This is a genomic window from Mycoplasma yeatsii GM274B, from assembly GCF_000875755.1.
GTDB classification, from domain to species: Bacteria; Bacillota_I; Bacilli_A; order Mycoplasmatales; family Mycoplasmataceae; genus Mycoplasma; species Mycoplasma yeatsii.
Window position 1 is genome coordinate 679559 of the sequence record NZ_CP007520.1, and the last position, 21723, is coordinate 701281.

Genomic DNA, 21723 nt, shown 5'->3' on the forward strand with positions numbered 1-21723 from the left:
CATCTAATTTAATACAAATAGTCATAATAAAGTCCACCACCTTTGCTTCTTAAATTATACTTTAAAAATTTCTAAAAATTAAGTTATAGTTTCTTATAGATTTAAAAAAGTGCAACTATATAAAAAAACCTAAATAGAATTTAGGTTTTAATTAAGATTATTGAAATTTAAATGTAATAGTTACAGGTTTAGAAATATAATCGTATTTTATTTCGATTGTGTATTTTTTATTTGTTTTGAATTCAAAGTTTAATTTGTTAATTTCAACTTGATCAATAATTTCATTTGTTAATTGTTGTTCTACACCATCAATTTTAATTGATTTTAATTCTTTATGAGCAATTGTTCAGTTGAATAATTTATCAAAAACAAATACTGAGTTTGAATCTTTATTAATAGTGCTTTCAACTAATTTTGCTTCACCAAAGTTTGATATTTTAGCAGTTAAGTAATCTGCTCTTTTATCTCAAAGTGGTTGAATAATATGTGGGTTATCTTTTTTAGTTGTTGTTAATCTTGCAAAGTTGATATTTCTCATAACAACTTTTTTGTCTCTACCAACATTAACAACCTTGTTTTCGATGCTTGCTGTATTTCATTTACTTAAATCAGCTCTAAAGCTTAAAGCGTTTCTAAACATTGAATCCATGTCTTTTACATTCGAAGTATTTCAACTAGAAATGTTACTATCAGTAAAACTGTGAGCACCATCAAACATTTGTAACATATTAGTTACTTTAGAAGTATTGAAGTGAGAAACTTGTTGATTGAAATTTGAAGCAAGTCTGAACACATGATTCATTCTAGTTACATTTTCAGTATTTCAATTTGAAATTGAAGTATTAAATACTTTTGCTTCTTCAAACATATTACCCATATTTTTTATATTAGAAGTATCTCAAGCAGTATATTCTTCTTCTCCTTCTTTTCGAACTTTTTTAGTATTTATATCTTGATTAAATGCTTCAGTTTTTTTGAACATACTTTGAGCGTTTTCTAAACTTTTTGTATTTCAATTAGAAATATCACCATTAAATATTTTTGCTTCATGGAACATATCTTGCATATTTTTAACATTAGATACATCTCAAGTATTTAAATCTTGATTGAATTTTTCAGTATGAGCAAATAATAATTCCATGTTTACAATATTTGAAGTTGATCAATGTTGAATTCCTTCGATTTTTTCATTTTCATTAAATTGGAAAGCAGCTTTTAAACTAGTTATTCTTCTTGGTAAGCTAATAGGAACTTTTTTAATAGTATTGGCAAAGTTTTTAACTCTTCATGTGTGGGTTGCCTCTTCATAGAAATAACCTATTTGAGTACATTCTACAGGGACATCTACATTACCAATCTTTTCATATCTATATTTATGTTCACCTTCACTTCTTTGTCCAAAATCGTGAACAATTCCATAGTCAAGCTTAATTTCTTGATCTTTATAAGTAACTATAAATTCTCCATTAATTTTTTGTGATTCTAAATCTTGTTTTAGCTTTTCGCTAGATTGGTTTGCTTTATCAAAATGAATTTGTCCGAAAATTCTATCAATTAATACTTTTTTCAACTCTTCTTCATATGCTTTTTTTACATCTGCAAAAGTATGTATAGCATCAAAAGTATTTTTGATTTTTTCATCTCAAATATGATTTATTTTAAGAATTGCATACTTTGTAAGTGAAATTTCAACTGTTCCTTCGTATTTAGAGTCTTCATTGGCTATTAAAGTTACTATTCCACTTTCTTCATCAATAGATACAGCAATTTTATTAGAATCTAAATTAGAGTTTTGGCTTGATAATTCATTTAAGAATTTTGAAATTGATTGGTCAAAATTATTTGTAATATTCATTTTAGAAATAGTTTCATCAGTTATTAAATCTTGTAATCTACCGATTTTTTTAATTTTAATTTTAAAGCTAGCTGTTCCTGTATATTTAGAATTATCTTTTGCTTTAATATCAACTTCTTTATTTTCAAATCTAGTTATTTCAATTTGTTGTTTATCAAATTCACTATCTTTAGTTTTTATTAAAGTTTCAATTGCAGATAATGTATGAGTTTGATCTAATTCATCAACTTCTAAAACTTTTTCTACGCTATTAAAAGCTTGGTCAATAATTGAACTTAATTCTGGTTTAACAACTGGAAGAACATTGATTCGAATAGAAGCTTCACCTTGATAATCAGGATTTTCATCACTGATTTTTATTTTAGCAATATTGTTTTCGATGCTTATTTCATCCGGATTAAGTTGTAGATCTGATGCTATTTTATTTAATTCTTCATTTATTTTCCTAACAAATTCATCTTTGGTATCATTTGAAATATTTACAGGTTGATTTATTTGACTAAATATTTCACTAACATCTTGTTTTGAGTGAGTAGTACTATCATCAATTCTAGTTTCACTTTCTGAATTAGCGTTTGATTCAGTAATTTCTTTAGAACCAGAAAATAGTGGGTGATTATCTGGTACAGTTACTGTCACTTTATTGTTTTCTTTTTTAATGTTATTTGTAGTAATTTTTTCAGATTGTGAAGTAAGTTCTAATCTGTTGTTAATTATATTTGCAAGCTCTTCTTCTCGTTTTTCACCAATTTTATCAATAGTAAAGTTTCTTAATTCTAAAACATCTTTTAGATCTATTTTTGCAGCTGATACATCAAGATCAATAATTTTAAAGTTTCTGTAATGCGGAATACCTAATTTCTTTGTAAATGAAGTTATTTTTTTGATTTTATTCATAACTTCATTATTCACTAAAGTAGATAAATTATCTATAACATCTTTAGTTGTTTCTGAAGGTATAATAATAGCTCTATGATTGTTTGTAACTACAACTCTAACGTTTGATAATACAGTTTGATACATTTCTTTATCAAGATCTAATAATGCTTGTTTAACATATAATGTACTAGCTCTTTTAACTTTTAAAGTATTATCTTTAATTTTAATTACACTATTTAAGTCTTTTGAAAAAACATATTTTCTAGTAAAAAATACAGTTGTGGCTGTTGCAACACTCGCTCCAAGTAAAAAACTAGATAAAATAGTTAATAATTTTTTCATTTAATACGCCTCACTTTATTGTCTATAATTTAAGTTATTTTATATATATTTTTCAGATAAGTTTTTATATCCTAATTAAGTTTATTTTAAAAACTAATAAAAAACAAGACTTGACAAAATGACTAGATAAACAAAAAGAAGTGTTAAGACACTTCTTTTAAATACTATTATTTTTCGATCATTGATTATAAAGTCATTTCACTTGGCAATTCTAAATTCATAATATCTAAAATTGTTGGAGCAACTTTAGAGTTAAATTTTAAATAATTTTTCTTCTTGTGATAATTCAACAACTATATTTGCATTTCTTAACGCTTCATTTGGCATTTTATCTTTTAAAACAGATAATATTAGTTGAGCATTTTTGTCCAATAAATATTCAGAAACTACTGTTAATTGATTATCTGCCATTAATTCTTTTTTATCGTTTAATAAAAAATGTAAACATTTCATATTTTCTGAATCCGCAAATTCTATATAGGCTAAATCGTAGCATACTATTTCTCCTTGTTTTTTACCTGAACTATGATTTACAGCATGAATGTAAAACTTGTAAATTGGGAGATTATTTTTTGTCATCTCATTATTAGAAGTTAGAATATAGGCTTCATTGTACAGTTTTTTTGAAATATCACTAAAAAAGGTGTTGAATTTTTTAATTCTCTTATCTAGTTCTGTTGCAAATTCTTCAGAATAAATTGATTTACCGATGTTTTTAATTCTATTTTCTAGTGAATTTATTTTTTCTTCTGTGTCTTTTATTTCCTTAATTTTAGTTTCATATTCTCCTTTTTGGGTGTGCATGTCATTCAATTGAGAAATTATATCATCAAGTTCTTCAAAAGTATCATATTTCGATATCTTAATTGACAGTTCCTTTTCTTCTTTTAAATATTGATTTAGTTTAGTTTCATATTTGATAATTTCTAACTCTATTTTAGATAATTCGTTATAAATAAACTTAACTTTTTCATCTATCATACTGTTATGAAATTTGACTAAAGCATCGAAACTTTTGTGTAAATTAGGGATAAATTTTTTTGTTTGATGATAGATATCAGATAATTGTTTACTATCTATAGAAAACTTATCTTTTTTCATTTTGTCTATAAAATCATCAATACTTCTCTTTCTTAATTTAACTCTAGTTATATAGCTAGTATACTTAGATATTTCATATTTTATATTATTTAAATTAGATAAGTCATTTTCAAAATTTTCATTTATGTTTAAATTATCTTTTTTATATTTAAGATCTTTAATTCTAGCATTTATATAATCTAAACTTGATTGATATGCTTTTTCTGCATTTTTTTCTTTTTGATTAAGTTTAGCTTTATATTTCTTTTCAATTTCTATTTCTTTTGTTAATTTACTTAAATCATCATATTCAGCAAAACTGTATCCAAATAAAAATAAGTGTAAAAATTCATAATCTCTATCTTTAAAACTAGAATGCACTGTCTTTAATGTATTATTTATACTTTGTTCTTTATATCTTATGTTATGAGAAATTATTTCTCTAAATGATGGTTTATTTGCTTTGTGATCAGGAAATATAAGAGATAATAGTTTTTCAGATAATATTTTATCTTTTATTTTTTCTCCATTAACTATAGTAATATTCTTATCTTTTTTTAAAAAATTTCTTTCGATTATTATACTTTTTGATTCAGGATCATTTAAATCATCGACCAAATGCAATTTAATAAGAACTTTTTTTTCAATAAGAAAGTTTTGTACTTTTTCATTTATTGTCTTGCTTTCTAGACTTTTATAAATTTCATCTTCTTTTCCACCTAAGCAAAAATTTATTAGTTTTAAGACAGTTGTTTTACCTACATCATTACCGGTTTTTGTTTTGTCGGATTCTGGAGTGTTATCAACTATCAAATTTAAACCTTTTTTAAATTCTAATTTTCTTATAACTTCTTTGTCTGTTGAAATAGTTAAACTTTTTATAAACATAAAACCACTCCTTTCTCATTAATATTTATAGCATCTATTAAATACAATCAATCTAAAGATAAAAGAAAAATAGGAAATGACATACCATTTTGTTTGCTTACATTTTCGTATAAAAAAACAATGTCTGATTTTTCATTCTTTTCTAATATTTCTAAAATTATTGAAGCATTATAATAAATACATAATTTTGGGTTTATATTATCTGGTAACAACATCTTTTGCTTTCTCCGGATTTTCAAATATTTTACATCTTACAAATGCATCTACTAATATTATATCAATATACATTTCTAATGGTTCTTCATCTATTGGAATTCAATTTTCGCTTTCTATTATTACCTTTTTAATTTGTTTAGAGCATTCACCAAATATCTCATCAGGACTAAATTTATCTTTTTTTGAATCATGATAAACTTTTCTTATTTTTTGTAAAACAGATCTACTTTTATTATTTCCTTGAATATCTAAATCTTCATAAATATTTAACATATCATTATGATAAATAAAATAGTCATTGACCAAATGAGCTTTATTTTTCAATTTGTTAAAACTTATTTTTTCTTCTATTTCAAAAGAAATTGTTTGATATTCACTTTCATCAATTTCCGCTAGACTTGTTTGATGAATATGATTAATCAGATCCGCTAGAATTGTTGTAACTTTTCTTGTATCTGATAATATTAATGATCTAATTTCATCTGATAGAGTTGAAATAATTTTTTCTTGTTTTTCAATAGAAGCATCATGTATTTGAGAAATTAAATAATGATGATCTATAATATCATTTTTTGGGTTAAATTTTAAATTATAAGGATTCTCATATTCTATATTTTTAAATTTAGAATCAATTTTTTCTATTATTCCTAAAAATTTAAAAGAATAATTAGCATATTTCTTATATATATTTTTGTTTAGTGATTTTTCGATTTTGTCCTTTTTGACTTCCGAAGAAACTTGAATAAGTATTTTTTTATCTATATCAATTAAATCGAATCCTGGGCAATTATGTTGAATAGTTATGTTTGCATTTTCTAGTTCTCAACCAAAAAGAACATTAAGAATTTCTTTATATATAGTTTCACACTGTGTGTTCAAGTCGTACAAGTTTAAACTATTTCTAGTATTAACTAGTTTTTGTAATCTATCTAAACAAAGTATTAAACTATTCAAATTCGTTTCTCTTCCCATTTAATACCCTCCTAATATCAAATATTTTCATCAGTTAAAATTCATATTTTTATTAAATAACGTGCATAAAACTCAAATGAGTGTCGATTCATCTGAGTTTTTTTACTTATACAAATAGTTTTTTATAACCAAATCTGATTGAATTATTTTTCGATCATTGATTCTAAAGTCATTTCACTTGGCAATTCTAAATTCATAATATCTAAAATTGTTGGACTAACTTTAGCAATAGCAGCATCATTTTGTTTTAATTTAATGTTTTTATCAGTAATAATAATTGGAACTGGTGAAGTTGTATGTTTTTTATTAACTCCACCATTTTCATCAATCATCACTTCAGCATTACCATGATCAGCAGTAATTACCATAATTCCATTGTGTTTTAATACAAATTCATCATGAATACGTTTTAATTGATCATCTAATACTTTACATGCAACTCTTGTAGCTTCATTGTTTCCAGTATGTCCTACCATATCACAGTTTGCAAAGTTTAAAACAATTAAATCAAATTCATCTTTTTGTATTTCTTCTAATAATTTATCTGTAATTTCAACAGCAGCCATTTCAGGTTTTAAATCATAAGTAGCAACTTTAGGAGAAGTAATTAAATCAATTGAAGCATTTTTTAAACTAACTTCTTCAGGTTTTGCTAATCCGTTTTTGAAATAATCATTTCCACCATCGAAAAAGAAAGTTACGTGAGCAATTTTTTCAGTTTCAGCAATTCTTAATTGCTTTAATCCTAGTTTCGAAACTCATTGACCTAAAGTATTTTCTAAAGGTTTTGGTGGATAAGCAATATGAGGTGAAGTTACTGAATCAGAATATTTCATCATTGAAACAAATCTAATATCATTTCCGATAAAGTAAATATCTTTAAAAGCTTCATCATTTCAAGCGATGTAATTTTTATTAGTCATGATTGATGAAATTTGAATAGCACGATCAGGACGGAAGTTAGTCATAATCATTACATCATCTTGTTTTAAATTAGCATCAACAGCTGAAGAATTGAATGCAGGAACAATCATTTCATCATCTTTATCATTTTTATATTGTTCTTGAATATAACTAATTGGATCAGTAAATGAATCAACATCTTTTCTGGTAACAATCGCATTATAAGCTTGAGCACTTCTTTCAAATCTTTTATCGCGATCCATTGCATAATAACGTCCACTAATTGAACTAATTTCTCCTATATTGTTATTTTGTTTAATAATTTCTAGTAATTGTTTTACAAATTGATCAGCTAATTTAGGAGCAGTATCACGTCCATCAGTAATTAAATCAAATTTAATATTTGTAATTCCATAATTGATTGCAGCTTTATAAATAGCAATCATATGATCCATATGAGAGTGAACTCCACCATTTGAAAACAATCCCATTAAGTGTAATGCACTATTTTTAGTTTTAACTTGTTCAAAAGCATCAATTATTTCTTGATTATTTGCTATTTGATTAGTTTTTACTTCATAATTTAGTTTTGCTAGAGATTCCATATTAATTCTTCCAGCACCTAAATGAATATGTCCAACTTCTGAGTTTCCCATTTGTCCTTCAGGAAGACCAACTCATTCTCCTGAAGCGTGAGCTTTAACTCAAGGATATTGTTTTTTCATTTCTTCAACAAATGACATGTGTCCATTTCAAACGGCATTACCTTCGCTTGGTTCAGCTATTCCTCAACCATCTAAAATAGTTAATAATACAGGTCTTTTTGTAATCATTTTTTTTAATTCTTTCTATTTAAAATATATTGTTCTACAAATTCTTTAACAGCTGCTTCTTCACTTGTTTTATCAATATAAACTTGAGCTATATCTTTAATTGCTTGAACTGAGTTTTTTAAAGCAACACCAATTCCTACATATTCAATCATGTCATAATCATTCATTCCATCACCCATAGCGGCAATGTTTTCTAAACTAATGTTAAAGTGATCACTAAATCAGTCAACAGCGAATTTTTTATTAACGTTTTGTTTGTTAATTTCAATTACTCTATAATCATTAGTTGACACATTTAATTTAAGTTCGTCTTTTAAAATATCAAAGAATTCTTTGTTTGCATTAAATGCTAATAGTTTGAAAAAGTCGTGCTCTTGATTAATATCTTTTAATTCTACAATTTCTCCTTCAAATAAATTACCTTCATATCCGTAATCAACTGGATCTTTAGTTCATTTATTTAAAATTGAAGTTTTTAAATCAGTTGAATATCCTCAAATTTTGATATCATCTTTTTTAAATCTTTCACTTGCTGCTAGATCATAAACTTTTTTAGCAGTTGCTCAATCTATTGGATTAGAAGCTAAAATTTCATTAGTTACTAAATCATAAATACAAGCACCATTATACCCAGCAATAAATGAATGATTTGAAGTAAATCCATGTTCAACTAAACTATTTTGTTTAGAATTAACCGGTCTTCCTGTGACAAACACAACTTCAACATTATTTTTAATAGCTTCTTTTAATGGTTCAACGTTTTCTTTTATGATAGGACCCATTTTTTTATAACTAGTCCCATCCATATCTAAAATTAGTAATTTAACATCTTTCATATTTTTATTCCTTTTATTTGTTGTAATTTACTAAACCTAGATAATCATCTGCTAATAATGAAGCTCCACCAACTAAAGCACCATCAATATTTGGCATTTCCATAATTTCTTTTATATTTGAAGGTTTAACACTTCCTCCGTATTGAATTGAAATTTGATCTGCTGTATTTTGATCATAAATTTTTGCTAAATTTTCTCTAATTGCTTTACATACTTGTTCAGCATCATCACTAGTTGCAGTTTTACCAGTTCCAATTGCTCAAATTGGTTCATAAGCAATAATTGTTTTAACAGCGTCATCACTTGATATACCTTCATAAGCTTTTGAAATTTGATCATTTACAAAGCTAATTGTATTTCCTTGTTCTTTAGTTTCTAAAGTTTCTCCACAACAAATAATTGGAGTCATGTTGTTTGCTAATAATGCTTTAGCTTTTTTGTTAACTGTTAGATCAGTTTCAGCAAACATTTCTCTTCTTTCAGAGTGACCAATAACAACATATTCAACGTTTAATTCTTTTAACATTGGTATAGAAATTTCACCAGTGAATGCTCCTTTTTCTTCAAAGTGAACATTTTGTGCAGCGATTTTTACATTCTTAGCATTTTCTACTGCTGTGCTTAATAAAGTAAATGGTACAGCTAAACCAGCAACAACACCTGTACTAGTTGCTAAACTATCAACTGTGTTTAAAAAATCTTTAACACTTTTGATTGATCCATTCATTTTTCAATTTCCAAAAATAACTTTTTTTCTCATATTTTTATACCTTCCAGTTCTTATAAATTTTTTAATAATTATATAAATAATATTGTGTTTTATCAATTAATAATATATTGACTAACAACCAATAACTAACAATTAAATTTTAATAAATTTTTTGCGATTTTTTTATAATAAAAAAGTTAGTTTTGAAACTAACTTTAATCTGATATTCTTTTTATCTAATATTTATCTAAAAATAAACAAAAAGTAGCGTAAGCTACTTAATTCCATTCTCTTGAGTGGTGGTTGTGGACGGAATTGAACCGCCGACACGCAGAGCTTCAGTCTGCTGCTCTACCAACTGAGCTACACAACCATAATGGCGACCCCAACGGGACTCGAACCCGTGATCTCCTCCGTGACAGGGAGGCGCGATAACCAACTTCGCTATGGGGCCATTGGTTGCGGGGGCAGGACTCGAACCTGCGACCTTCGGGTTATGAGCCCGACGAGCTGCCAACTGCTCTACCCCGCGACACTATTTTGTTTTCAATAAATGGCGGAAGATGAGGGATTCGAACCCCCGCTCGGGTTTCCCCGACTCTCGGTTTTCAAGACCGATCCCTTCAGCCGGACTTGGGTAATCTTCCGTGTTACCATTTTACCTCATAATCGACCATTTTTATGTTTCAATTATGGTGGACCTTATTGGACTTGAACCAATGACCGTCCGGTTATGAGCCGGATGCTCTAACCAACTGAGCTAAAGGTCCATAATAATGATGGTAGCGGGGGAGAGATTTGAACTCTCGACCTTTCGGGTATGAACCGAACGCTCTAACCAACTGAGCTACCCCGCCAAATATGGTGGACCCTAACGGGATCGAACCGTCGACCCCCTGCGTGCAAGGCAGGTGCTCTCCCAGCTGAGCTAAGGGCCCATATTTAATGGTCGGGAAGACAGGATTCGAACCTGCGACCCTTCGGTCCCAAACCGAATGCTCTACCAAGCTGAGCCACTTCCCGAAATATATTGTTATTATGTTTTACGATAATAACAATTAGCTTTCTAAATGGTGCGCCCGGAGGGACTCGAACCCCCAACCTTTTGATCCGTAGTCAAGCGATCTATCCAATTGATCTACGGGCGCATGTAAAGGTTTTTGCTATGTTATTATCTTGTCACTTTCTCAAGTGACTTTTTTATTATAGAATATCAAAACAAAATTTACAATATAAAAAGTTAATTTTTTTTATTTTTATACTTTTTTAAAAATCTCTCTATTCCCAAAGGAAGTTTAGAGAGATTTTTTTGTTTCATATTGGAGGCAACAGTCGGATTCGAACCGACGATCAGGGTGTTGCAGACCCATGCCTTAGCCACTTGGCTATGTTGCCAAAAATGTTACTTTTTAATTATAATAGATTTTTTTATAACTTTAAATAGTTTTAAACAAAAAAACAAGCACAAATGTGCTTGTTTGAAATTATAAATGATTTATCTTTTTGATTTATCAAACGGAACTCCAACCGCAGCTGGTGCTCGTGATGTTTTACTAAATGCAATCATACCTATGATAGTTAATACGAAAGGCGTTACTTTGAATAAGGTTGCCATTCTTTTTATTAAGCTTTGATCAAATAGCAATGAAATTTGTTGAGCCATTGCAAATATCGCTGAGAATAGAATAACCCCAATTGATATAAACGGTATTTTTCATTGACCAAAAATCATAATCGCAATAGCTAAGAATCCATATCCATTTAATGATCCACCAAATGTACCACTACCAACAATTGTTAGAATGAATGCTCCACCACCAATTCCTGCAAGAAATCCTGAAAACATTACTGCAATATATCTATATTTTGCAACACTAATTCCAGCAGCATCAATTGCATTTGGGTTTTCTCCAACCATCGCATATCTCATACCTTGTTTTGTGTATTTGAAAAATACTAATAATAGAATAGCTGAAATGATTGCTACGATTGTTCAAACAGGGAATGGTCCAAATTTTAATGTTATGTAACCACTTGCAATAATTTGAGATTGTCTTCCAAAGTAGTTTGATGAAGCTAAGAATATACCTGTTCCTAAAGCTAAAATGTTAATAGCAGTTCCTGAAACAATTTGATTCGATTTCAATGAAATTGAAGGAAATGCATGTAATAGTGCAAATATTGATGTTATCACTCCTGCAAGCAACATAACTCAAATTTGAGTGTATTGTGAAGATGCTTCATTTGGATGAGTATTTACAATGGTTCCTAGTATAGAGACAACTAAAGCCCCCACTGTCATCATACCTTCAACAGCAATGTTAACTATTCCTGCTTTTTCTGAAACAAGAGCTGATAAGGAAGCGAATAATAATATAGCAATAAACCCAAACGCTCATTGAGCTGTAACTGAATTTAACATATTACACACCTTCCTTTGCTATTTTTTGATTAATTTCAATAATTTGAGAGTTCATATTTTCTTTATATGATTTTTCAAAATTTATTAATTGATCTAAATCTTGAATTGTTTCAATTTGAACAGAATTAATAGTTTCTAAGTATTGCTCTTTTTGAGAGTCAATTAACTCTTTAGCTTTTGTTATAGAATCTTTGAAAATACTAATAGTTTTGTTTTCATCTAATCTAGACTGAATATAATTGATTTCTTTTTGAATATTAATTATTACTTTTAAAGAACTTAAATTGATTCTTATTTTATCTTTCATATATTCAGCAGCATCATATGCATTAACTACTTGTTGAGTTAAAATTTCATCAATTTTATTTTTAATTTCTAAAGCTTTTGCTAAGACTTTATTATTTGTAATTAAAGCATCATTAGTAACTTCTCTTACAAGTTGATCTTTAAAGATTGTTTTTAAATCATTTAATAAGATAGTTGCTTGTTCAACTTCTTGTTTAGAACGATTCATATCAACTTTTGAATCAAATTCTTGCTTAAATTCTAAAGCTTTTTGTTTTGCTAGTTCAAAACGTTTATTTTCTTCTTCAACTAATCGTTGAGCTTTGTCTAAAATTGCTTGTAGTTCAACTTTTTCTTGTTCAACTTTTAGTTTTTGAGCTTTAAATTTATCTTTTCAATCTTGAGATTGTTGTTTAGCTTTTAAAATAACTTCTTTTTTATCCTGTTTTAATTGAGAAATTAAATCATTAAATTTTTGTCTGATTTCATCATATTTTTCTTTTTTATCTTCAGAAGTTAATTCTTTATTTAATCTCAGAATTTCACGTTGTAATTTAAATTCAGATTTTGCTGATTTAATGTGCTCATTGATATTATCAATAGTTGTTAATTTTTCAGCTTTTATTTGAATTAAATTATCACGGCATTCAAACTCTCAAGTTAACACACTTATTTCAGTTTCTTTGTTCATCTTGATCGCTTGAAGTATTGATTTGTGTTCAACTTTATTTTTTTCTAATAAGTTTTTATAAGAATTTAAAATTGAATCTCTAGTTTTTCTCACTTTATCTTTTTGAGTAGAAAATTCTAAATTTAAGTTTCTTTGTTTTTTAATAAAGTTAGAAATAATTAAAGCTTTTTGTTTTGATAATTCTGTTTTTAATCCACAAACATTTAATTCTGTTTTTTCTTCTTTAACATGTTTTTTAACTTCTTCTAATTTGTTTTTACATAAGCTAATTAATGAATCAATTTCTTTTTTCATTACTAACTTAAGATTTTTCTTACCATTTCATTTTTTAGCAAGTGAGCTAACCTGTTCATTATTAATATCTATATTGTTTTGTTTACAATAAGTTATATATTCTTGTTCAAGTCTTTCTTTATATTCACTTGATAAACATAAGAAATGTTTTTTAGATTTTAGTTTTCTAATATGAGATCTTAGTTTTCTAATAATTTTTAGATTTATTCCTGAGTTTAATATATAGAATTTATTTTTAATTGTTTTTCAAGGCTCAAGTCTAATAAATATTGAAGAAATAGCAGTAAAGTAGATTAATATACCTGAAATTAATGAGCTTAATTGAGTTGAAATTGTATATGCTCCTGAAGCAGGTCCTGTACCAGTTTTAATAGTAGCTCATAATCAACCTGTACCAACAATTCCTATAGGATTATTAAATGCAACTAAAGAAACCGCAATTGCATCAAATCCTAAAGTAGGTAAAGCATCGATTGAAAATGATGTATTTGGTGTAACAGTAAACATTGCAACAAATCCAGCTAAGCCAGCGAATGCTCCTGATAATGTTAACGCCCCAACAATTTGTGTTTTAACATTAATTCCAACGTATTGTGATCCAGATGGAGATGAACCAACGGCTTTTAGTTTAAACCCTAAAGTTGTTTTTGAAAATAGTACTCAAACAAATATAACACAAATACTTGCAATTATAATAGGAAGTAATCAATGGTTATCTCCTATATTTAGTTGATCAGAAGGAATATTTAATGTAGTACCAGGGGTTGTACTCATAAATTTATTTCCGGTAAATTCAAATAATCATTTTAAAGTGAAAAATGCAGTTCAGTTTAATAAAATTGTTGAAACAACTTCATGTATATTGAATAATGCTTTTAATAAACCTGCTATAAATGCTAATATTGCACCAGATACAACACAAATTATAAATAATAAGAATATAGTCCCTGAGTCTACAACTGATACGTCTTTTCCTTTTAATAAGACAAGAGCTATTGTTGATAAACAAGTTGATGTTAGTATTTGTCCAGAAGCACCAATATTAAATACCCCACATCTAAATGCAATAGCCATAGAAATGGCGGCTATTATATAAACTGCAGTTCAATTTAAAGTTTCTGGTAAGAAGTCGCTGTCAAAACTATATGAAAATACATAGTAGAAATACTGAAAAGGATTAACTGATAAGAATATTAATAATATAGACGCAGTCAATAACCCTGCTAAAATTGAAAAAATAGAACCTTTAAAAACTTTTCTTTTTTCTTTTGAATGATCTGAAGTAACTACATACTTTAATCTATTTGAAAATGTTCATTTAAATTTAGAAAACATTATGCATTTACCTCCATTTTTAATTTTTTCTTTTTGATTTTATCTAGTGTTTGACCAGTCATCAGTAATCCTATTTCTTCTTTTTTTGCTCCTTTTCCAGGAACTTCACCTATAAATCTTCCTTTGTTAATAACAACAATTCTATCGGCTAATGCCATAACCTCATTTAATTCATATGAAACTAGTAAGATACCTTTTCCGCTTTCTTTTTCTTTTAATATTTCAGAGTGAATATATTCAATAGCTCCAACATCAAGACCACGGGTTGGTTGAACTACAACTAATAAATCATGTTTTTTTCTAATTTCTCTACCAACTATAACTTTTTGTTGATTTCCGCCAGATAGTCCTCTAGCATTGGCTGTTCCATTTCTAGAACCACGAACATCAAAATCATTTATTACTGATTGAGCATATCTTGAAATTGCATTTCTGTTTATGAATCCTAATTTAGAAAATGGTTCTTTATCCAATTCTTGACTTACAACGTTTTCTTGAACAGTAAAGTCTAGTAATAGACCATGTTTATGACGGTCTTCAGGAATATGAGCCAATCCCATATCATATCTTTTTTTAATACTATGGTTAACGATGTTTACACCTTTAAATAATATTCCACCAGATACTGGTTTAGTTAGTCCAGTAATAGCTTCAACTAGTTCTTTTTGACCATTTCCTTCAACACCAGCAACCGCAACAATTTCACCAGGTTTTACATTTATATTGAAAGTTTCTAACCCAAATACTTTAGGATTTGAATTTTTTTTGACTGTTAAATTTATTACATCAAGAATAGGTTGATCTGATAACGGTTTAGTGTACTCGTTTTTCACTTCAATTAATTTTCTACCTACCATCGCCTCAGCAATTTCATTACCAGTTACTTTAGAAACATCTAAATCAATTATTTTTCTACCTAATCTAATAACAGTTGCAGTATTTGCCACTTTCTTAATTTCATCCATTTTATGTGAAATGAAAATAATTGTTTTTCCTGATTTTTGAAGATTTTGCATAACCCTTAATAAACCATCGATTTGTTGAGGTGTTAAAACAGCAGTAGGTTCATCAAAAACTAGAATATCAGCTTTTCTATATAAAATTTTTAATATCTCAACACGCTGTTGCATACCAACAGAAATATTTTGAATTTTTGCATCAAGATCTACGTGTAGATCATATTTATCCATAATTTCTATTAGCTCTGCACGCATTTTTGTTTTATTTAAGAAAATCTTATTTTTTGTTTCTTCAACACCCAAAATGATATTTTCAAAAACCGTATTTACTTCAACTAGCTTAAAGTGTTGGTGCACCATACCAATACCTAATCTATTAGCTTTAATAGGGTTTGAAATGATTTCCTCTTTTCCATTAACCTTTATTGTCCCCTCTGTTGGTTGATATAAACCAAATAGAATTGACATCAAAGTTGATTTGCCAGCACCATTTTCACCGACGATAGCGTGAATTTCACCTTTTTTAACTCTAATTGTTACATCATCATTTGCAACAATAGCACCATTTAGAAATGTTTTTGTTATGTTTTCCATTTCTATGGCATATAAATTTTCGTTATTTAATCTTTTCATTTATAAAAATACTTCTATTTATTATTTTTTTGCATATTAGTTTGATTTAAAAGGTTTATGTAATCTTCAATTCCTGCTATTCCATTGTCATTTAATTTTAATTGAGTTCATTTTTTATCTTTTCCTAGTATATCTTTTGCTTGGTTTACAAAATTATTTAATGAATTTGAATTTAGGTAATCATTAAATTCTCCACCAGTTTCACTTAGGACACTTTTTAGATTATCAGATATAGTTTTAGAATTTTCTTTTTCATAGTTAATAGATTGAACTGCAAGGTTTGCAGAATTTGTAATTTTATCTGTTCCTGCATCTCATTTCTGTTTTGAACTTCTTGATGATGAAACAGACCAATCAGCTCCAACTGCATCTAAAATGTTGTCATCTTTTATATCATCTTTATATATAGAGTTATCGTATTTCTTATCGCCAACTATAGCCTCTTGTAATGATTTTGCTCTTTCTAGTGCGTAAATAGATGCTGAAATGATGTTTTTCTTAGCACTTGTAATAAATCTCTTGTTTGTTCCTGTTCTGTCATCACCAATTGAAGTAACTTGATCGGCATCAACTCCAATTACATATGGTTTAAAATTCTTACCTTTTCCTTCTTTGTAGTTTAAAACATCGTTTGTTTGAGGTCCTGCAACTGGGAAAATAATATCCGCTTCATTCTCAAATAATTTAGGCATTACAGTTGATCTTGTAGCCCCTCCGGCTTCGAAGTTACCAGAGAATCAGTCAACCTTCCCAAGTCCATCGATACTATTTACGTTTTGTCTTTGAGATTCATTTCCTTTTCCATTAGCAAATGCAACTTTTTGTAAAGTATATTCTACCTCATTACCCTTAACGTCTGTCAATTTAACAGTTTGACCTGCCATTACATTGTTATATAAATTCATTGCAGCCAATAAACCTCATAAGAAGTTATCTACAGCATTTTTATTACTTAATCCACCAAACATACCAATTGATACATAGTTTTTACCTCTTATAGATCCTTGAACTGGTATTTCATTTAGTTTTTTTGCTTGTGATTTTTCAATAACTTCTGGAGCAAATTCACCACTGTTTAGACTAGTCATTTTTGGCAAGTTAGCTCACATTAACGCGTCTCATCCTGCGTTAAATCCTGCTAATTCTGATTTATAAACTATTGAAATAACATTCTTTGCTTTATAAGCAAAATCTAGGAACACAACAGTTTTACCTTTCATAATTTTAATTGCATCATCAATTGTATTAGCGTGTTTAAATCCTGCTAAAAACAATGCATCAGCTTGTTTTGTAGAAGCAGCTGTACGATAAGCGTTTCTAAAATCTGATGCACTTGCACCTTCTCTTGCCTCTACGAAGCTATTATTTTTAAGCTTAGCTTTTTCAAAATTTATTTCACCAAAATCTTTATTTTTATCATCTCATTGGTTTTCACCTATTGATGAGGCATAGTCTAGAGTTCTAGCTTCTTCTTCTTTTTGAACACCAAATTTTTTATGAATATTCATACCATATTGTAAGATAGCTTCTCATGAACCTTCGTTAAATGAGTGATCACGGATGTTACCACCATCTGTAACCAACACAACTCTTTGTCCAAGAACTCCTTCTGCAGGTTCAGTTTTCTTACATGAAACTGTAGCAGAGATCGGCGCAGCTGTTGAAACTAGCGCAGTTAAGGCTGTTAAAAGTTTTTTCATATATACTATTTCCTTTCGTTTGTTAGATAATCTCTAATTTGATTATATAAAAACTATATAAAAATTAAAAAGATATACTACTCTTACTTTAATTGTACTTGAATATAGTAAAAGAGCTTATAACTTGAACCTTTCTCTAATTAAAATATTAAGCAAATAACAAAAAACACCCTTGCGGGTGTTGTTCATTTTCAAATGGTGCTGACTATAGGAGTCGAACCTACGACCTACTGATTACAAGTCAGTTGCTCTACCAACTGAGCTAAGTCAGCAAAAATAAAAAAATGGTGGAGTGTATAGGACTTGAACCTATGACCGCCTGCTTGTAAGGCAGGAGCTCTCCCAGCTGAGCTAACACTCCAAAAATATGGTAGCCTGTACGGGGTTCGAACCCGTGTGTCCACGGATGAAAACCGTGTGTGTTAACCGCTTCACCAACAGGCCAGATAATGGCGGCTTTTACAGGACTTGAACCTGTGACAAACCGGTTAACAGCCGGTTGCTCTACCAACTGAGCTAAAAAGCCATAATCTTACTTAATGTTTGGTCAACGTCTTATCTAAGACAATAAAGATAATAACATTAGAAAATTTAAGTTGCAAGAGTTTTTTTAATTTTTTTTAATTTTTTTGCATTTTAGTGAATTAAACATTACTTAAAAATAAGAAATTGGAAGAAAATACTTTTATTGATATCTATAAATCATGGTGTTATTTGCTGGATAAAATAACTTTTTGCTTAGTTTTTTAATAGTATCAATTTTTATTTTTTTACAATTCGTATAGCATGAAAGATAAAACAATTTTATTAATAGTAAATAGACGTATTAAAAGATGAATCTAAAATTTTAAAATCCCACTAAACAATTAGTGTTCGAACAAACAGGCTTTTCAAAACTAATGAAGTTAAATAAAAAGCGATAGCAATGAATCTTTTAAAATTCATTTTTTTATATTAATAAATTAAAAAAACAGAAAATAAAAAAGACATGTATTGAACATGTCTGTTTGTTTTCTAGATGGTCCCCAGAGCCGGACTTGAACCGGCACGGGAGATAAAGCCCGTTGGATTTTAAGTCCAATGCGTCTACCTATTCCGCCACCTGGGGATATATAAATAAGTGGTGACTCGTCGGAGATTCGAACTCCGGACCCACTGGTTAAAAGCCAGTTGCTCTACCGGCTGAGCTAACGAGTCGAGTTGGTTGGGCTAGCAGGATTCGAACCGGCGCATGAGGGAGTCAAAGTCCCTTGCCTTACCGCTTGGCTATAGCCCAATGAATGGTGGAGGGGGAGGGATTCGAACCCCCGAACCGAAAGGAAGTGGGTTACAGCCACCCGCGTTTGGCCGCTTCGCTACCCCTCCGTTATACTGGTGCTGACTAAAGGACTTGAACCTTCGACCTATTGATTACTAGTCAATTGCTCTACCAGCTGAGCTAAGTCAGCGTTTTTGTACTTCGCCTAACACAAGGACAATATATATTTTATATTTTTCTGATATTAATGCAATAGTTTTTTCACAAAAATTTTAAAAATTTTATTGGTCTCGAAATAATAAAAATATCTAGATAATTCTAGATATTTCTAACTTATTAAATTTTAAAATATTCTATTATCTTTTTTTATACATAAGTCTTATAAGTTCTTTTAAAGTTGTATTTCTAATAGGAGGTTTTTGTTTAATGCTTTTGATAAGAGAGTTTTGACTAGTTATTATTGTAAGCTCTTGTTTAGCTCTTGTAATTGCTGTATAGATTAATTTTTTGCTAACAAATGGGCTAACATTTTCAGGATCTATTGCCAAGATAACTTTTTGAAATTCACTTCCTTGAGTTTTATGAACAGTACATGCATAAGATAATGTTAAATTACTAAATTGATTGAAATCTAGAACCTCATCTACTTTATCATTGAAACGAGCATTTATAGGTCCTTTCTTTGCAGTTAAACTTTTTATTGTTCCAATATCTCCGTTAGATAAATTTCTTTCATTTTTTAAATACATTACTTTATCGCCTTCTGCGATTTTAAATTCAGAATTAATTTGCATTACCTTTTTGTTGTTTTTATCTATGTAGGTATCTTGGATTTTTCTATTGATATTTTTTACACCTAATTCATTCTTATTAGTTGGACTAATTATTTGAATAGCGTAAGGTTCATTGAAACCATTTTTATTTATATAATTTCGCTCTACTTCTTCTAAACATTTATTTTGATCATTTACAAAAATCAACTTTAAAGAGTCATTTACATTATCTAATTTACTTATATCAAATTGATTATTTCTAATCATATAAGCTAAATCTACAATTCCTATTTTATCCTGTTCGTTGGGATCTTTATCTTTTTGTCTATGAGTTTTACTTAAATGTACTGTTGTGATTTTTTTAGAATTAATAATATCTTCAAAAGCATTACCGATATCAATACTTGGTAATTGTTCAGTATCACCAACAAAAACTATTTTCTTAGCATTTTGACTAGCTAAAAGCAGACGACTAAATAAGTTATTATCAACCATAGAACATTCATCAATTATTAATAAATCAAGACTCAATAAGTTATATTCATTTTTATTAAATTCATCTTTTTCAAAGTCATATTCAAGTAATTTATGAATAGTTGTAGCATCTGATTCTATAAAACTATCTTTTATTCTAGCAGCAGCTCTTCCGGTTGGTGTTGCTATTCTAAATTCACTATCTTTATATACTTTTTGAAATAGTTTTACTACAGCTTTTATTAAAGTTGTCTTACCAGTTCCGGGCCCACCTGTAATTACAGTAAATTTGCTATTAATAAATTTTTTTAAGGCATTAATCTGACTTTTATCATATTTAAATTTTGGATTATTAAGTTCTTTTCTTACTTCTTTTTCAATTTGTTTTATAAATCTATTAATCTTAAATGAACATATTTTATTTACCTTATCTTTTTTAGATAAACAGTATGCAATATTTAATTCATCTTCATATGATTCTTTGGTGTATAGTTTTTCTTCAATTAAAACTAATAATTTCTTTTCAAATGCATAATTAAAAGCTTGGTTTATTAACTCTTCTTTTTCATCAAAAGGAATATAGAAGTTCTCATCATTATTAAATTCATATAAAACAGCTGGTATTTGTGTATATGTGCTTGACGTTTTTTTCAATACATTATTACAGTGTTCATATAAATAATGAGCTATTCTTTTAATATTGTTTTTATCGTTAGTAAAATGTAGAAAAATCTTATCAACAGCTTCTAAACTGGTTATTTTTTTATCATGATTAAAGTAATATAAATCATTTCTAATCAGTTCTAACATCTCTTTACTAGACTTAATTAATTCTGGATTTTCTTTACTAGGCTTAGTAAACTGTAGTAATTCATTAAATATTTCTAAATCTAAATTTTCGTTGATAAATTCTAAATGTAATGGAACAAATTCTTGTATATTAGATATTTTTTTATATATGTTTTTTAAAATATATTCTGAAACTGAAGGAATACTTAGAAAATTGTCCTTGTTTCTAATTATTTTATTTAAGATATCTGAAGTTTTCACAAAGTGTCTACTAATTGTTTCTGCTGTTTTTTCATTTACAATTTTAAAAAGATCAGAACTTAAATATTGATAAAGTAAATCGTTATCATTAATTATATGATAAGTCCATGAATCACATTCTTTTTTACTGTTTTTTTCTGTAATATTTATTGAATATAAAACGTTTAATAACATATCATTACTTTTTCTTTCAAAGATAATAGTTTTTTTATCTTTTAAAATATAGAATTCAGCTATGAATCAATTTTTCTTTTGAGAAATAAACTTTTTTATATAACCTATATGTGACATATCAAAAATCCTCTTAGTGCTAATAAATCTATTTTATATCAGTTT

The 21723-nt window shown here is 28.1% G+C and carries 12 protein-coding genes and 19 tRNA genes; all 31 read right to left on the reverse strand.

Annotated elements, in window-relative coordinates:
• Positions 1 to 157: 157 nt before the first annotated feature.
• The 31 genes from MYE_RS04065 to MYE_RS03035 all read right to left on the reverse strand — a co-directional run bounded on the left by MYE_RS04065 (position 158) and on the right by MYE_RS03035 (position 21678).
• Positions 158 to 3076, reverse strand: coding sequence for a BspA family leucine-rich repeat surface protein (locus tag MYE_RS04065; protein WP_052491424.1), 2919 nt, complete (start codon positions 3074 to 3076; stop codon positions 158 to 160).
• A 252-nt stretch (positions 3077 to 3328) separates the two neighbouring features.
• On the reverse strand, positions 3329 to 5044 hold the full coding sequence (locus MYE_RS02890; protein WP_042733458.1) for a DUF2326 domain-containing protein: 1716 nt from the start codon (positions 5042 to 5044) through the stop codon (positions 3329 to 3331).
• Positions 5035 to 5259, reverse strand: coding sequence for an ABC-three component system middle component 6 (locus tag MYE_RS02895; RefSeq protein ID WP_042733459.1), 225 nt, complete (start codon positions 5257 to 5259; stop codon positions 5035 to 5037). The genes MYE_RS02890 and MYE_RS02895 overlap by 10 nt, the downstream gene beginning before the upstream one ends.
• Positions 5243 to 6232 (reverse strand): ABC-three component system protein, encoded by a 990-nt coding sequence (locus tag MYE_RS02900; RefSeq protein WP_042733460.1) that lies wholly within the window; start codon positions 6230 to 6232, stop codon positions 5243 to 5245. The genes MYE_RS02895 and MYE_RS02900 overlap by 17 nt, the downstream gene beginning before the upstream one ends.
• Positions 6233 to 6375: 143 nt before the next feature.
• Positions 6376 to 7968 (reverse strand): 2,3-bisphosphoglycerate-independent phosphoglycerate mutase, encoded by a 1593-nt coding sequence (gene gpmI, locus MYE_RS02905; protein WP_042733461.1) that lies wholly within the window; start codon positions 7966 to 7968, stop codon positions 6376 to 6378.
• A 5-nt stretch (positions 7969 to 7973) separates the two neighbouring features.
• Positions 7974 to 8804 carry an HAD-IIB family hydrolase gene (locus MYE_RS02910; RefSeq protein WP_042733462.1) on the reverse strand — a complete coding sequence of 277 codons (831 nt, stop codon included), beginning with the start codon at positions 8802 to 8804 and terminating at the stop codon, positions 7974 to 7976.
• Positions 8805 to 8817: 13 nt separating this feature from the next.
• Entirely contained in the window at positions 8818 to 9564 is a 747-nt protein-coding gene (tpiA, locus tag MYE_RS02915) for a triose-phosphate isomerase (RefSeq protein ID WP_042733463.1), read from the reverse strand.
• Positions 9565 to 9810: 246 nt separating this feature from the next.
• Positions 9811 to 9886, reverse strand: a tRNA-Phe gene (locus MYE_RS02920).
• A 4-nt stretch (positions 9887 to 9890) separates the two neighbouring features.
• Positions 9891 to 9967 (reverse strand) — tRNA-Asp (locus tag MYE_RS02925).
• Positions 9968 to 9969: 2 nt separating this feature from the next.
• Positions 9970 to 10045, reverse strand: a tRNA-Met gene (locus tag MYE_RS02930).
• Positions 10046 to 10067: 22 nt separating this feature from the next.
• Positions 10068 to 10160, reverse strand: a tRNA-Ser gene (locus MYE_RS02935).
• Between the two features lie 46 nt (positions 10161 to 10206).
• Positions 10207 to 10283: transfer RNA gene (locus tag MYE_RS02940), tRNA-Ile, on the reverse strand.
• A 10-nt stretch (positions 10284 to 10293) separates the two neighbouring features.
• Positions 10294 to 10370, reverse strand: a tRNA-Met gene (locus MYE_RS02945).
• A gap of 5 nt (positions 10371 to 10375) precedes the next feature.
• A tRNA-Ala gene (locus tag MYE_RS02950) sits at positions 10376 to 10451 on the reverse strand.
• Positions 10452 to 10459: 8 nt separating this feature from the next.
• Positions 10460 to 10536, reverse strand: a tRNA-Pro gene (locus MYE_RS02955).
• A gap of 48 nt (positions 10537 to 10584) precedes the next feature.
• Positions 10585 to 10661, reverse strand: a tRNA-Arg gene (locus MYE_RS02960).
• A 172-nt stretch (positions 10662 to 10833) separates the two neighbouring features.
• Positions 10834 to 10908: transfer RNA gene (locus MYE_RS02965), tRNA-Cys, on the reverse strand.
• Positions 10909 to 11008: 100 nt separating this feature from the next.
• Positions 11009 to 11944, reverse strand: a complete 936-nt coding sequence (locus MYE_RS02970; RefSeq protein WP_004429329.1) for an ABC transporter permease — start codon at positions 11942 to 11944, stop codon at positions 11009 to 11011.
• Positions 11937 to 14540: an ABC transporter permease subunit gene (locus MYE_RS02975; RefSeq protein WP_042733465.1), complete on the reverse strand. Its 2604-nt coding sequence runs from the start codon at positions 14538 to 14540 to the stop codon at positions 11937 to 11939. Before MYE_RS02975 ends, MYE_RS02970 begins: the two co-directional genes overlap by 8 nt.
• Positions 14540 to 16132 carry an ABC transporter ATP-binding protein gene (locus MYE_RS02980; protein WP_042733466.1) on the reverse strand — a complete coding sequence of 531 codons (1593 nt, stop codon included), beginning with the start codon at positions 16130 to 16132 and terminating at the stop codon, positions 14540 to 14542. Before MYE_RS02980 ends, MYE_RS02975 begins: the two co-directional genes overlap by 1 nt.
• A 14-nt stretch (positions 16133 to 16146) precedes the next feature.
• Positions 16147 to 17832 carry a type 1 periplasmic-binding domain-containing protein gene (locus MYE_RS02985; protein WP_042733467.1) on the reverse strand — a complete coding sequence of 562 codons (1686 nt, stop codon included), beginning with the start codon at positions 17830 to 17832 and terminating at the stop codon, positions 16147 to 16149.
• 196 nt (positions 17833 to 18028) lie between these two features.
• A tRNA-Thr gene (locus tag MYE_RS02990) sits at positions 18029 to 18104 on the reverse strand.
• Between the two features lie 13 nt (positions 18105 to 18117).
• Positions 18118 to 18193 (reverse strand) — tRNA-Val (locus tag MYE_RS02995).
• A gap of 7 nt (positions 18194 to 18200) precedes the next feature.
• Positions 18201 to 18276: transfer RNA gene (locus tag MYE_RS03000), tRNA-Glu, on the reverse strand.
• A gap of 6 nt (positions 18277 to 18282) precedes the next feature.
• Positions 18283 to 18358, reverse strand: a tRNA-Asn gene (locus MYE_RS03005).
• 493 nt (positions 18359 to 18851) lie between these two features.
• Positions 18852 to 18940, reverse strand: a tRNA-Leu gene (locus tag MYE_RS03010).
• Positions 18941 to 18953: 13 nt separating this feature from the next.
• A tRNA-Lys gene (locus MYE_RS03015) sits at positions 18954 to 19029 on the reverse strand.
• 4 nt (positions 19030 to 19033) lie between these two features.
• A tRNA-Gln gene (locus MYE_RS03020) sits at positions 19034 to 19108 on the reverse strand.
• A 5-nt stretch (positions 19109 to 19113) separates the two neighbouring features.
• A tRNA-Tyr gene (locus tag MYE_RS03025) sits at positions 19114 to 19197 on the reverse strand.
• 7 nt (positions 19198 to 19204) lie between these two features.
• A tRNA-Thr gene (locus MYE_RS03030) sits at positions 19205 to 19280 on the reverse strand.
• A 166-nt stretch (positions 19281 to 19446) separates the two neighbouring features.
• On the reverse strand, positions 19447 to 21678 hold the full coding sequence (locus MYE_RS03035; RefSeq protein ID WP_042733468.1) for an ATP-dependent DNA helicase: 2232 nt from the start codon (positions 21676 to 21678) through the stop codon (positions 19447 to 19449).
• Between the last annotated feature and the right edge of the window lie 45 nt (positions 21679 to 21723).